We start from the raw sequence: 12255 nt of genomic DNA, 5'->3' as shown, positions 1-12255 counted from the left end.
CGCTCGCCAGCCATCTCATTCGCGATGTGAGCTCGCAGATCAGCGCGATGGCCTATTTCGTTCTGGCGGCGGGTCCGTCGTATCTCCAGCTCTTCACGATCGCGGGCGGCATCTGGTTACACCACCGGAGAGAAGCGCGCTTCGGCCCATACAGGTCCTGGAGAATCTCCTCGCGCCTTTTGCAGGCGATCGATCCCAAAGGGTATCCAAGAGGCTGATCGATCGCTTTGGCAGTCCCGGCGGCGTCCTGGCGGCAACCCGCTCGCAGCTCGAGGAAGCGGGAGGCGAAGACAGCGACGTTTGCGCGCTCATCTCTGCAGCCCGAGAGCTTGTCGAGTTCGGACTATGCGAAGATCTGCAGGGCACTCCGGTCGATCTGCGTGATCAGCGGCTTCAACGCTACCTGCAGGTGCAACTCGGCAACCGACGGAAGGAATGCCTCTACGTCATCTTTGTCGACGAGAAGTGCAATTATATCAGGGGAGAAACCTGCGGTTCCGGCTCTACGTCGAAACTGGATACGCGCCTTGGCTTGCTGTTTCGCAGGGCAATCGAACTGCGCGCAGCGGGCTTCGTTCTCGCCCACAACCACCCCTCGGGCGATTATCGCCCAAGCAAGCGTGACGTGACATCGACCCGCACCATTGAAGAAACAGCCAAACGGCTCGACTTCGTGCTGCTCGATCACCTGATCGTCACGCGAAGCGAGATCTACAGTATCAAGCAGGAACGGACTCTATGAAACCTCCGCATCCCGAACTCAATGCCGCCGAATTGCGAACGATCGCCAGCCGGCTAATGTTGATTGCCGAGAAGCAGGATCAAGGAAGCTTGGAGAACGGCGTTCTCGAAACTTCTTCGATTTTTGGCGATGAATGTCTGGCGGAAATCGCGCGGGACGAACTCGAGCTGAGAAGGTCACGCCATTGCTTCCTCGATGACGACCTGTTCAGCGAACCCGCCTGGGATATCCTGCTCGACCTGTTTCTGGCGCAGATGGAAGGGCGCGACGTCACTGTTTCCGGCGCTTGCGTGGCATCGGGCGTCCCGCGCACCACGGCGCTCCGTTACATCGACGATCTGGAAGAACGCGGACTGGTCCTGCGGTTCGGGTCGGACACCGATCGCCGGGTACAGCACCTGGCATTTACCCATTTCGGAATGTCGAAGATCAAGCAGACGCTCAGGCATTATGCCGCCATGCGCTTGAGGCGCGACCCGGTGATCGCCGGCGGCCCGCCAAGCCTGACATTGATCAAATAGCTGGCGCGCCCGACAGGATTCGAACCTGTGGCCCCCAGATTAGGAATCTGGTGCTCTATCCTGCTGAGCTACGGGCGCGCGCAAGCCCGCCTTTAGGCAAGCCCGCTGTCTCTGGCAATCAATTGAGTTCGTCTGGCGGGGCGACCGGAAACGGCAATGGAGCAACCGGAACGCCTTCCTCGGCGAGCTCCCGCGCCTCCCGCGCGGTGGCCTTGCCGTGGATCGTTTCGGCCTTTCGTTCGCCATAATGCATCGCGCGGGAATGTTCGGCAAACTTGTCTCCAACCCATTTCGAGGATTTGAGCGCGTCGGCCTGGAGCTCGGCCAGCCTGGCGATTGCCCTGGCCGCCTCCGCAGATGGAAGGCCGCTCATTACCGGCAAGGCCTCGTCCCTGGACCCCGTTCCCGTCGCCTCCTGGTTTCCCTTCCTGGCCACCGCCGGAGCCATGGGCGCCTTGGCGATATCCTGTGAACCGCATTGCGGGCACTGGACCAGCCCGCCCTCGCATTGGCTCGCGAAATCCTTCGAGGAGCCAAACCAGCCTTCAAACCGGTGCCCATCACCGCAGAAAAGGTCAAAAACGATCATTGGGCTGGAGATTTAGGTATATTGCGGCGATTGGCAAGACTGGGGAGTTGCCGCCGCACCTTCTCAATTCGGTCCTTTTCGATTTCGGCAAAACCAAGCCCCGACTCTTCTCCGCCCAAATCGAGCAGCACTTCTCCCCACGGATCGACGACCAGGCTGTGACCGTAAGTCCGCCGGCCATCGAGATGTTCGCCGACTTGTGCCGCGGCGATCACATAAGCGCTTGCTTCCACCGCCCTCGTGCGCAGCAACAAATGCCAATGCGCCTGACCGGTCGGCACCGTGAAAGCCGCGGGAACCGCGATCGCATCGCAGCCTTGCCGCCCAAGTTCTTCGAATAGCGCTGGAAACCTGACATCGTAGCAGATCGACAATCCCAGCCTTCCAATCGGAGCCTCTGCGGTAACAACCGCTTCGCCGGGGCGGTAAGCCTTCGATTCCTGCCACGCTTCGCCGCTGTCCAGTGCGACGTCGAACATGTGAATCTTGTCGTAGCGCGCCTTGATCGCTCCGTCCGGACCGACAAGGAATGATCGATTTGCCCATCTTTCGCCATCGGTCCTGACGGCCAGAGACCCCAGCGCGACCCACATTGCCCGATCGCGCGCGGCCTGCCGCACCGCCGCCAGGACAGGATCGTCGCTTTCACAAGCAATGCTGGCTGCCGCGCGCATTCGATCGCGATCGAGCAGGCCCGACATCTCCGGCGTAAACAGCATTTCCGCCCCGCCCTGTGCCGCCTCTTCAATGGCAGCCACCAGAACGCCAGCATTTTCCGCCAGCTCTGTCGAACTGGTCATCTGGAGCAAGGCGATCCTTGTCATTGGTCCAGCCTGCCCAGGAACCTAGCGGCCCAAGAGCGCATCGAGCTTTCCTTCCCGCTCGAGCGTGGCCAGTTCATCCGAACCTCCAATATGCAGGTCGCCGATGAATATCTGGGGCACCGTGCGTGCCTGTGGCACCCTTTCGAGCAGCTCCTGCTTCTTCGGGCCTCCCAGCGTGATATCGAATTCCTCGAATGCCGCGCCCTTGCGACTCAGCAACATCTTGGCTCGCACGCAATAGGGGCAGGCAAACTTGGTGTAGATCTCGATCTTTGGTGCGCTCAATGACGGTTCCCGGAGCAGATATGGTGCACGATCTATACCTCTTGAACACAAGAATGGCGACCATATCTAGGCGTTGAAGTCACGCGCCGGAAGGGTGTGCCTTCGATCATCGGAATGCCGGAGGACCGGGTTCCGGAATCCAGATTGCTCCAAGGAGGATTTGCAAGATGAACCGATTTGATTTTTCGCCTTATCGCCGCAGCACGGTTGGCTTCGATCGGCTGTTCGACTTGCTCGAAAACCAGGCCCGCCAGAGCGCTGGCGACAATTACCCCCCATTCAACATCGAGCGCCGTGGCGATGATGCCTATCGCATCACGCTGGCGATCGCGGGATTCAAGCCCGAGGATATCGATATCACGGCCCAGCAGAATCTGCTGATAGTCCAGGGCAAGAAGCGTGACGAACAGGGCGATGGCGAGATGCTGCATGTCGGCATCGCCAATCGCGGCTTCGAGCGGCGCTTCGAGCTGGCGGATTATGTCCGCGTCGAAGACGCCAACCTTGCGGACGGCCTGCTCAGGATCGACCTCGTGCGGGAGGTACCCGAGGCAATGAAGCCCAAGAAGATCGCGGTGAACGGCCAGAAGACACTGGAAGTTGTCAGGAATGACGACGGCCAGGCCGACGCCGCCTGATCATTTCAGGCCCAAGACCAATCAGGAATTGGGTTGGGGGCGGCTCCTTGCGGAACCGCCCCCGCGACGCACAGCGCCGCCTTATCCGGAGAATGACCATCCGGGTCGCAGACGATGGTCATTTCCGGAATAAGCCCTGTCACGATCGGCTCGGCTTCGCACGACATGGCGAGGTCCGATCTGAAGGCAGTGTATCCGTTGTCGGTGAGTAATCGCTGAGTCCCCAAATGTGCCGATTGCGGCATAGAGCAATCTAAAGGGCGACCCGTTCATTCGCTAATGCCAGCAATGCCACCGGTGCAAGCAAAAACTTGTATCGAATTTCCCGAATTTATCCCGCTCGGAATGCCGGGGAATTAAACCAGGCGCGATTGTTCTACGGCAGCAGCAATAAATCCTGCGAACAGCGGATGGGGATCGAATGGCTTGCTCTTGAGTTCGGGATGGAATTGCACGCCCATGAACCATGGATGGTCGGGCCGTTCGACTATTTCGGGCAGCAACCCGTCGGGCGACATGCCTGAAAAGACCAGTCCGCCCTTCTCCAACGCGCCGATATAGGCGGAATTGACCTCGTAGCGATGCCGGTGGCGTTCGGATATCTCGGTTGTGCCATAGATCGCCGCGACCTGGCTATTGCCCGCAAGCACCGCCGGATAGGCGCCAAGCCGCATGGTCCCGCCCAGGTCTCCACCCGCCTCGCGTTTCTGCAAGCCTTCCTCGCTCATCCATTCGGTGATGATCCCGACTACCGGCTCGTCGGTCTCTCCGAATTCGGTCGACGATGCCTTTTCGATCCCGGCAGTGTTACGTGCGCCCTCGATACAGGCCATCTGCATCCCGAGGCAGATGCCGAGGAAAGGCACCTTTCGCTCGCGCGCGAAGCGCACCGAAGCGATCTTGCCTTCCGAGCCGCGGGTCCCGAAGCCGCCTGGCACCAATATGCCATGCAGCGGCTCGAGCTTGGCTGTGATGTCGGAATCGGCCTGCTCGAAGATTTCCGCGTCGATCCAGCGGATATTGACCCTGACCCGGTTGGCCATGCCGCCATGGACCAGGGCCTCGTTGAGCGACTTGTAGGCATCGGGCAGCCCGACATATTTGCCGACCACGCCGATCGTCACTTCGCCTTCGGGGTTCTGGTAACGATCGATAATGTCTTCCCAGCGCGCCAGGTCGGGTTCGGGCGCGTCAAGCCCGAAATGCCTCAGGACTTCCGCATCGAGCCCTTCGGCATGATATTGCAGCGGCACCGCATAGATTGACGAAGCATCGAGCGCCGGAATCACCGCTTCCTTGCGAACGTTGCAGAACAGCGCGATCTTCTCCCTTTCGGTGGCGGGTAATTCATGTTCGCAGCGGCACAGCAGCAGATCGGGCTGGACGCCGAGGCTCGTCAATTCCCTGACCGAATGCTGGGTCGGCTTGGTCTTGAGCTCGCCCGCAGCCGCGACATAGGGCACCAGCGTGACATGCACCGCGGCAGTCTGGTCGCGCCCCAGCTCGTTGCGCAATTGCCGGATTGCCTCGATGAACGGCAAGCCCTCGATGTCTCCCACCGTGCCGCCGAATTCGCAGAGGACGAAATCGAGATCGTCGGTGCCGGCCAGGGCGAATTCCTTGATCGCATCGGTCACATGCGGAATGACCTGGACGGTTGCGCCGAGATAATCCCCCCGCCGTTCCTTGGCGATGATCTGCTGGTAGATCCGGCCCGAGGTAATGTTGTCGCCCTGGTGCGCTGATACGCCGGTAAACCGCTCATAATGACCAAGATCGAGATCGGTCTCCGCTCCGTCATCGGTGACATAGACTTCACCATGCTGATAGGGGCTCATCGTTCCCGGATCGACATTCAGATACGGGTCGAACTTGCGGATGCGGACCCTGTATCCGCGCGCCTGCAGCAGTGCCGCGAGGCTGGCGGCCATGAGGCCTTTGCCAAGGGAGGAAACCACGCCGCCGGTGATAAATATGAACCGCGCCATGGGAGTCGGGCCTTAAGCCGAGATTCGGATTCGGCGCAAGCGATTGCTTGCCCGGGCGCGCGCCAATCCACAGTTACTCGCTGAATTTACGAAAGGCGGGGCAATCCGCTATTGGGTTGCCCCGGCCAGCGGATCGTCGGTCGCGGGTTCCTCGCTGGCGGGCTCGGCGGTCCCCGGAGCGCCCGAGGTCACCGCATCCGCGAGTGGGTCGGCCGTAACCGGGGGAACCGCGCCCTGGGCGCTTCGATCGAGCGTATCGACCACTTCCTGGTCGGAGGTTGCGCCAACCGCAACCGCGGCCAGGACTATGCTGAGCACGACGAACATAATCGCAAGGATCGTGGTCGTGCGGGTCATGAAATCGGCCGCCCCGCGCGCGGACATCAAACCTCCCGGACTGCCGCCGCCGCCGATACCCAAGCCGCCGCCTTCGGAGCGCTGCATCAGGATGACCGCAACGAGCGCCGCCGCGACCAGCGCCTGGACGACTGTCAGGAAAATGAAGAGCGACATTGGCCAGCCGACCTTTGCTTAAATCAGGTTTCAAACGGGCGAAATAGCGATGCAACCGCCCATTCGCAAGGAGCGCGGCTGCGAATTCTCAGCTCTCGCCGTTCTCGGTTGCCGCCACGATGATCCCGAGGAAGCTCTCGGCAGCCAGGCTTGCTCCCCCGACCAACGCTCCGCCAACCTCTTCGGCCGACAGGATTTCCGCGGCGTTCTCCGGCTTGACGGAGCCACCGTAAAGAATCCGTATTCCATGCGCTTCTTCACCATAGATCGAGACGAGCTTCTTGCGGATTGCGGAATGCATTTCCGTGATGTCGAGGATCGAAGGCGTCTTGCCCGTTCCGATCGCCCACACCGGTTCATAGGCAATCGTCACCCGCGCCCCGGCATCCTCGATCCTGGGCAGAGACCCCTGGAGCTGCTTGGTGACCACGCTCACGGCCTTGCCGGTGCTGCGTTCGATTGCGGTTTCGCCAACGCAAACAATGATGTTGAGCCCTGCACTCAGGGCCGATTTGGCCTTTTCCAGCACATCCGCATTGGTCTCGCCATGATCGGTCCGGCGTTCGCTGTGGCCCAGGATGACGAATCCGGCTCCGGCATCCTTGAGCATCGCAGCGGAGATATCGCCGGTATGCGCCCCGCCATCGGCCGGGTGGCAGTCCTGCGCACCCACCCCGATCAGGGTTGCTTCCTTGCGGGTCGCGTGGATCAAGGTGTACGGGGGAGCGATCGCAACCTCGACCTTGATCATGCGCTCGGCAGCACGATCGATCGCCCTTGCTTCCGCCAGCATCGCTCGCGTGCCATGCATTTTCCAGTTGCCGACAATGTAGGGGCGTTCGGCCATGTACCACTCTCAAATCTGACCACCAGGCGCGCTTGCGCCACTTCGGAGGAAGCGCGCTAGTCCGCAGGGATGAGCTTGTCAAAACAGCTTTTCAACAAAATGGCAAACCGCGCCTGGACTGTTGCCGCCTCGCCTCAGGGCGGATAAAGCGCCTGCCGACCGGGGAGGAAACCTTCCCTGCGATACAACAGCCAGGCCGCCATCCATGATCAATCTCATTCGCAGTTTCCTCCAATCCAAGATCGGCATGATTGTCGCTTTGGCGTTTATTGTCTTGATTGGCGTTGCCTTTGCCGGGATGGATGTGTCGAATACCGGCACGTTCGGAGGCGTATCGGGGTCGGACCGGGTCGCCATCGTCGGCGGCGAGCGGATCAGCACGTCGGAGCTCCAGACCAACATCAATCTCGAGGTTGAAGCGCAGCGGCAGGCCAGCCCCGGATTGTCACGCGAGGCGTTCATTGCCTCGGGTGGCTTCGAGCAGGTGCTGGACCAGATGATAGAAAGGCTGGCGATCGCCGAATTTGCCCGTTCGATTGGACTGAGGGCGGGCAAGCGCCTGGTCGACAGCGAATTGGCGCAGATGTCGCAGTTCCAGAACGCCAGCGGCGAATTCGACCAGGCGGTTTATCGCTCGGTCCTCAATCAGTTCGGATATTCCGATGCGCTGATGCGCCGTTACATCGGCGAAGGAATGCTCCAGCAGCAGGCCTTTGCCCCAGTCGTGCTTAATTCCCGCATGCCCGAAAGCCTGGTCAGGCGCTATGCCGCACTCCAGCATGAACACCGCCGGGGCGAAATCGCCACCCTGCCGAGCGCGGCCTATGCCCCCGCCGCCGACCCCAGCGCCGAGCAGTTGCAGGCCTATTACCAGGCCAACCGGTCGGATTATATCAGGCCCGAGCGCCGGATCCTGCGTTACGCAGCCTATGGCGAAGAAGCGCTGACGGCCGACATCACGCCGACCGACGCTGAAATTGCGGCCCGCTATGAGCGCGACATCGATCTGTATCGTGCCGCGGAGTTGCGCAATCTCGAGACGCTGATCGTCCCGCTGGCTTCCGGCCAGGCCGAAGCCAACGCAATCCGCGCGGAAGTCGTGGCGGGCAAGTCGCTCGACCAGGCCGCCCGCGAGCGCGGCCTGAGCGTCAATCGCAGCCAGCCGATGGAGCAGGACGATGTCGCAAGCAGGGATTCGGCCGCGGTCGCGGCAGCCGCGTTTGCCACTCCGCAAGGCGGGCTGACCCAACCGGTAAGGGGCAGGCTCGGCTTTTACATCGTGCGCGTTGCCGGGATCGAACAGAAGGCCGGTCGCAGTATCGCACAGGTCCGCGATGAAATCGTCGACCAGCTCACGACCGAAAAGCGCCGCGCGGCCCTGCTCGACCTCAGCGCCAGCATCGAGGATTCCATCAACGATGGAGCCAATCTGGTCGAGATCGCCGATGCGTTCGGTCTCACGATCCAGTCGACACCGCCGATCATCGGCACCGGGCAAGTCTACGGCAACTCCCAGGCCGCCGTTCCGCCCGGCCTGATGCCGATCGTACCCACCGCCTTCGCGCTGGAGGAAGGCCAGGCCCAGATCGACGAATTGCTGACCGGCACGACCTTCATCGTCTACGATGTCGGCGATATCATCAATTCCGCGCCCGCCCCGCTGAGCGAGATCGAAGCCACGGTGAAGCTGGCATGGAAACAGACCGAAGGGCTCAAAGCCGCCCGTGCAGCTGCCGACCGGATCGCGGCGCGGCTCGACGAGGGCCAGACATTGGCTGCGGCGCTGGCCGAGGAAAAGGTTCCCCTGCCGGCCATCACGCCGGTCGACATGAACCGCAGCGAGCTCAGCGACATGCAGCGAGTTGCCGCGCCGCTCGCCCTGCTGTTCAGCATGGCCGAAGGCACAGTGAAGAAGCTCGAACTGGGGAACAAGGCCGGCTGGGTCGTGACCAAGCTCGACGACATCGAGGTGGGCGAACTGGCTGAGAACGATCCCGAACTGGTGCGGGTGGGCGACCAGTTGCACCGGATCCTCGCCAACGAGCAGGCCTGGTCCTTTACCCGCGCGGTAAAGGAGGACGTGGGAGTCGAACTCAACGATTCGACCATCGAAGTCCTCAAATCCCAGCTCGGCGGCACCGGCAGCTGACAGGAGCACGACGCTGACGGGGGCTCTGCCAGAAAACGCCGATCAAGCTGTCCAGGCGCTCGCCGCGGGCAGGCCTGCACTCGTCTGGCGCAGGCTGGTGGCCGACACCGAAACGCCGGTTGGCGCGGCGCTCAAACTGATCGAACCCGGGCGTGGCGATTTCCTGCTGGAATCGGTCGAGGGCGGGGAAATTCGCGGGCGTTACAGCCTCCTCGGAATCGATCCCGACCTCGTCTTCAAGGCGACCGGCAATGGCTGCGAAATCAACCGCAGCTGGCAGCACGATCGCTCGGCATTCGCTCCGCTCGACGGCGGCAGCGTGGCCGAGCTGCGCGCATTGGCGGCAAGTTGCCGGATCGATGTGCCCGACGCGCTTCCCCCTGCGCTGTCCTGCCTGGTCGGCTATTTCGGCTACGAGACAATCGGCCTCGTGGAAAAGCTGCCGCGTGCGCCGCAAAGCGAAATCGACGTGCCCGACATCCTCGTCGTCCGGCCGACGCTGATCCTGATCTTCGATGGGCTGTCCGACGAACTGTTCTGCATCGCTCCGGTGTGGCCCGAGGGCGGCGATCCCGGGCATCAGGTCGGACTGGCCGGAGAGCGGATCGACGAAGCCTTGCGCAAACTTGCGCAGGCCGCGCCGCATCGCGAGCGCGCAATCGACCTGCCGCCGATGGATCTCACACCCGAAATGGAGCCCGGCTACTACGAAAGCATGGTGCTCAAGGCGAAGGACTATATCGAGGCGGGCGACATCTTCCAGGTCGTGCTGGCGCAGCGCTTCACCTGCCCCTTTCCGCTCCCGCCATTCGATCTCTACCGCGCCTTGCGCCGGATCAACCCCTCGCCGTTCCTCTATTTCCTCGACCTGCCGGGCTTTGCCGTGGTCGGCTCCAGCCCCGAGATCCTGGTCCGCGTGCGCCCGAATTCCGCCGGGGAACCCGAAGTCACGATCCGTCCGATCGCCGGCACCCGCCCGCGGGGCAAGGATGAGGACGAAGACCGCGCCAATGAAGCGAGCCTCTTGGCCGATCCCAAGGAGCGTGCCGAGCATTTGATGCTGCTCGACCTCGGGCGCAACGATGTCGGCCGGGTGGCCAGCGCGGATTCGGTCCGCGTCACCGCCAGTTACACGATCGAGCGCTACAGCCATGTGATGCACATCGTCTCGAACGTCGTCGGCAAGCTCGCGCCCGAACATGACGCACTCGACGCGCTGTTCGCCGGGTTTCCCGCCGGAACCGTCTCGGGTGCCCCCAAGATCCGCGCCTGCGAGATCATCGCCGAGCTCGAGCCCGAAACCCGCGGGCCTTACGCGGGCGGAGTCGGCTATTTCGGGCCAGACGGATCGATCGACAGCTGCATCGTCTTGCGGACCGCGCTGGTGAAGGACGGGGTGATGCATGTCCAGGCCGGCGCGGGGATCGTCGCCGACAGCAATCCCGACTACGAACAGCGCGAATGCGAGGCCAAGGCCGGAGCACTGTTTGCCGCCGCGCGCGAAGCGAAGCGGGTGGCGGAAGAAGCCGAGTTCGGGCAATAGGGCCGCGATGATCCTGGTAATCGACAACTACGACAGCTTCACCTGGAACCTGGTCCATTATTTGATGGAGCTGGGCGCCGAGGTGAAGGTCGTGCGCAACGATGCGATTACGGCAGCGGACGCACTGGCGAGCAATGCACAGGGCTTCCTGATCTCGCCCGGCCCCTGCACCCCGAACGAAGCGGGCGTAAGCCTCGATCTCGTGGCAGCCTGCGCCGGGGCGAAGAAGCCGCTACTGGGCGTGTGCCTGGGCCACCAGGCGATCGGCCAGCATTTCGGCGGCAAGGTGGTGCGCGGCGGGCTGATGCATGGCAAGACCTCGCCGGTCCGCCACGACGGTACCGGGCTGTTCGAAGGCCTGCCCTCGCCCTTCATCGCGACCCGCTATCACTCGCTGGTGGTGACCGACATTCCCGACGAATTGATCGTCAATGCCACCGCCGACGACGCCTTCGTGATGGGCTTCCGCCACCGGGATCTCCCGATCCACGGGGTCCAGTTCCACCCCGAAAGCATCGCCACCGAGCACGGTCACGACCTCTTGGCCAATTTCCTCAAGATCTGCGGCATAAACGCCAAAGCCCACGCATGACCATGACGCTGGCGGAGACCGAGACGCTGTTCGGGCGGATGCTCGATGGCGAAATGCCGGACGACGAGATTCGCGATGTTCTGGTGACGTTGGCCGATCGCGGCGAAACCGCTGCGGAAATCGCGGGAGCGGTCCGGGCGATGCGCGCGCGGATGAAGCGCATTTCGGCACCGGACAACGCGATCGACGTTTGCGGCACCGGGGGCGATGGCCAACACAGCCTCAACATCTCGACCGCCGTGGCAATCGTGGTCGCGGCCTGCGACGTCCCGGTCGCCAAGCACGGCAATCGCGCGGCCTCGTCGCTGGCAGGGGCAGCCGACACGCTCGAAGCGCTCGGTCTCGACCTCGCCCGTGCCGGCGAGCTGGCCGAAAAGACCCTCGCCGAGATCGGCATCTGTTTCCTGTTCGCGCAGACCCACCATCCGGCGATGCGGCACGTCATGCCGATCCGGAAGGCGCTCGGACGGCGGACGATCTTCAACCTGCTCGGCCCGCTTGCCAATCCGGCAGGAGTGAAGCGCCAGCTGGTCGGGGTGGCCAAGCCGGACCTGATCCCGACCTATGCCGAAGCGCTCACCATGCTCGATTGCGAGCGGGCGATGGTCGTCTCCGGCGTCGAAGGCCTCGATGAGCTGTCGATCAGCGGCGAAAGCAAGATTGCCACAATCGGCTTCGACCTTGGCCATGACAATATAGCACCCGAAGGGGTCGGCCTCCCGCGCCACCCGCTCTCGGCCATCAAGGGGGGCGATGCGGCTTACAACGCTGCTGCGCTGCGCCGCCTGCTCGAAGGCGAGACCGGCGCCTATCGCGATGCCGTGCTGCTCAACGCCGCAGCAGCCCTGATCGTGGCAGGCGAAGTGGACGATGGCGAGGACGGGGTCGAGGAAGCGGCCGAAGCAATCGACAAGGGGCTCGCCAAGGCGCTGCTCGAATGCTGGATCGAGGAGGTCAGGTGAACTCCCGCTCCCGTTCGCTTCGAGCGCAATCGGGAAGCGGGCAAGACAGGTGTCTCGACTTC

The 12255-nt window shown here is 62.6% G+C and carries 13 protein-coding genes and 1 tRNA gene; 7 read left to right on the top strand and 7 right to left on the bottom strand.

The window, feature by feature from the left end; genetic code table 11:
• The coding region (locus tag AC16XC_RS00620) for a JAB domain-containing protein (protein ID WP_484032692.1) at positions 1-742 on the top strand (742 nt) is incomplete at its 5' end.
• Positions 739-1263 (top strand): hypothetical protein, encoded by a 525-nt coding sequence (locus AC16XC_RS00615; protein WP_484032691.1) that lies wholly within the window; start codon positions 739-741, stop codon positions 1261-1263. The genes AC16XC_RS00620 and AC16XC_RS00615, both read left to right, overlap by 4 nt.
• A 1-nt stretch (position 1264) precedes the next feature.
• On the opposite strand, the gene AC16XC_RS00610 is transcribed toward AC16XC_RS00615, so the two are convergent.
• The 4 genes from AC16XC_RS00610 to grxC form a co-directional block, all read right to left on the bottom strand.
• Positions 1265-1341, bottom strand: a tRNA-Arg gene (locus AC16XC_RS00610).
• A gap of 40 nt (positions 1342-1381) precedes the next feature.
• Positions 1382-1852, bottom strand: coding sequence for a DUF1178 family protein (locus AC16XC_RS00605; RefSeq protein ID WP_484032690.1), 471 nt, complete (start codon positions 1850-1852; stop codon positions 1382-1384).
• Positions 1849-2676 (bottom strand): carbon-nitrogen hydrolase family protein, encoded by an 828-nt coding sequence (locus AC16XC_RS00600; RefSeq protein ID WP_484032689.1) that lies wholly within the window; start codon positions 2674-2676, stop codon positions 1849-1851. Before AC16XC_RS00600 ends, AC16XC_RS00605 begins: the two co-directional genes overlap by 4 nt.
• Before the next feature lie 21 nt (positions 2677-2697).
• The gene (grxC, locus tag AC16XC_RS00595) at positions 2698-2961 is read right to left on the bottom strand and encodes a glutaredoxin 3 (RefSeq protein ID WP_484032688.1); all 264 of its coding nucleotides are present in this window, start codon (positions 2959-2961) and stop codon (positions 2698-2700) included.
• Positions 2962-3128: 167 nt separating this feature from the next.
• On the opposite strand from grxC, the gene AC16XC_RS00590 reads away from it, so the two are divergent.
• Positions 3129-3599 (top strand): Hsp20 family protein, encoded by a 471-nt coding sequence (locus AC16XC_RS00590; RefSeq protein WP_484032687.1) that lies wholly within the window; start codon positions 3129-3131, stop codon positions 3597-3599.
• Positions 3600-3955: 356 nt separating this feature from the next.
• Here the strand turns inward: AC16XC_RS00590 and AC16XC_RS00585 are convergent, their stop codons facing one another.
• From AC16XC_RS00585 to tpiA, 3 genes are all read right to left on the bottom strand, one after another.
• A complete protein-coding gene (locus AC16XC_RS00585) occupies positions 3956-5587 on the bottom strand; it encodes a CTP synthase (protein ID WP_484032686.1) in 1632 nt (543 codons plus the stop codon).
• Positions 5588-5695: 108 nt separating this feature from the next.
• Positions 5696-6100: a preprotein translocase subunit SecG gene (gene secG, locus AC16XC_RS00580; protein ID WP_484032685.1), complete on the bottom strand. Its 405-nt coding sequence runs from the start codon at positions 6098-6100 to the stop codon at positions 5696-5698.
• 88 nt (positions 6101-6188) lie between these two features.
• The gene (gene tpiA / locus AC16XC_RS00575; protein WP_484032684.1) at positions 6189-6947 is read right to left on the bottom strand and encodes a triose-phosphate isomerase; all 759 of its coding nucleotides are present in this window, start codon (positions 6945-6947) and stop codon (positions 6189-6191) included.
• Positions 6948-7152: 205 nt separating this feature from the next.
• On the opposite strand from tpiA, the gene AC16XC_RS00570 reads away from it, so the two are divergent.
• From AC16XC_RS00570 to trpD, 4 genes are read left to right on the top strand one after another with little or no spacing between them, the layout of a single operon-like run.
• On the top strand, positions 7153-9096 hold the full coding sequence (locus AC16XC_RS00570) for a peptidylprolyl isomerase (RefSeq protein WP_484032683.1): 1944 nt from the start codon (positions 7153-7155) through the stop codon (positions 9094-9096).
• Positions 9097-9109: 13 nt separating this feature from the next.
• Positions 9110-10639 carry an anthranilate synthase component I gene (trpE, locus tag AC16XC_RS00565; RefSeq protein ID WP_484032694.1) on the top strand — a complete coding sequence of 510 codons (1530 nt, stop codon included), beginning with the start codon at positions 9110-9112 and terminating at the stop codon, positions 10637-10639.
• Positions 10640-10646: 7 nt separating this feature from the next.
• Positions 10647-11231: an anthranilate synthase component II gene (locus tag AC16XC_RS00560; RefSeq protein ID WP_484032682.1), complete on the top strand. Its 585-nt coding sequence runs from the start codon at positions 10647-10649 to the stop codon at positions 11229-11231.
• Entirely contained in the window at positions 11228-12193 is a 966-nt protein-coding gene (trpD, locus tag AC16XC_RS00555) for an anthranilate phosphoribosyltransferase (RefSeq protein WP_484032681.1), read from the top strand. The genes AC16XC_RS00560 and trpD overlap by 4 nt, the downstream gene beginning before the upstream one ends.
• Positions 12194-12255: the final 62 nt, after the last annotated feature.

This window comes from Candidatus Andeanibacterium sp., from assembly GCF_057143545.1.
This window is presented reverse-complemented; position numbering and strand designations above follow the sequence as displayed.

Excerpts from the sequence above, each read along its gene's own strand:
- AC16XC_RS00615 (WP_484032691.1), top strand. The coding sequence starts at position 739 with ATGAAACCTCCGCATCCCGAACTCAATGCCGCCGAATTGCGAACGATC.
- AC16XC_RS00605 (WP_484032690.1), bottom strand. The coding sequence starts at position 1,852 with ATGATCGTTTTTGACCTTTTCTGCGGTGATGGGCACCGGTTTGAAGGC.
- AC16XC_RS00600 (WP_484032689.1), bottom strand. The coding sequence starts at position 2,676 with ATGACAAGGATCGCCTTGCTCCAGATGACCAGTTCGACAGAGCTGGCG.
- AC16XC_RS00590 (WP_484032687.1), top strand. The coding sequence starts at position 3,129 with ATGAACCGATTTGATTTTTCGCCTTATCGCCGCAGCACGGTTGGCTTC.
- AC16XC_RS00585 (WP_484032686.1), bottom strand. The coding sequence starts at position 5,587 with ATGGCGCGGTTCATATTTATCACCGGCGGCGTGGTTTCCTCCCTTGGC.
- secG (WP_484032685.1), bottom strand. The coding sequence starts at position 6,100 with ATGTCGCTCTTCATTTTCCTGACAGTCGTCCAGGCGCTGGTCGCGGCG.
- tpiA (WP_484032684.1), bottom strand. The coding sequence starts at position 6,947 with ATGGCCGAACGCCCCTACATTGTCGGCAACTGGAAAATGCATGGCACG.
- AC16XC_RS00570 (WP_484032683.1), top strand. The coding sequence starts at position 7,153 with ATGATCAATCTCATTCGCAGTTTCCTCCAATCCAAGATCGGCATGATT.
- AC16XC_RS00560 (WP_484032682.1), top strand. The coding sequence starts at position 10,647 with ATGATCCTGGTAATCGACAACTACGACAGCTTCACCTGGAACCTGGTC.
- trpD (WP_484032681.1), top strand. The coding sequence starts at position 11,228 with ATGACCATGACGCTGGCGGAGACCGAGACGCTGTTCGGGCGGATGCTC.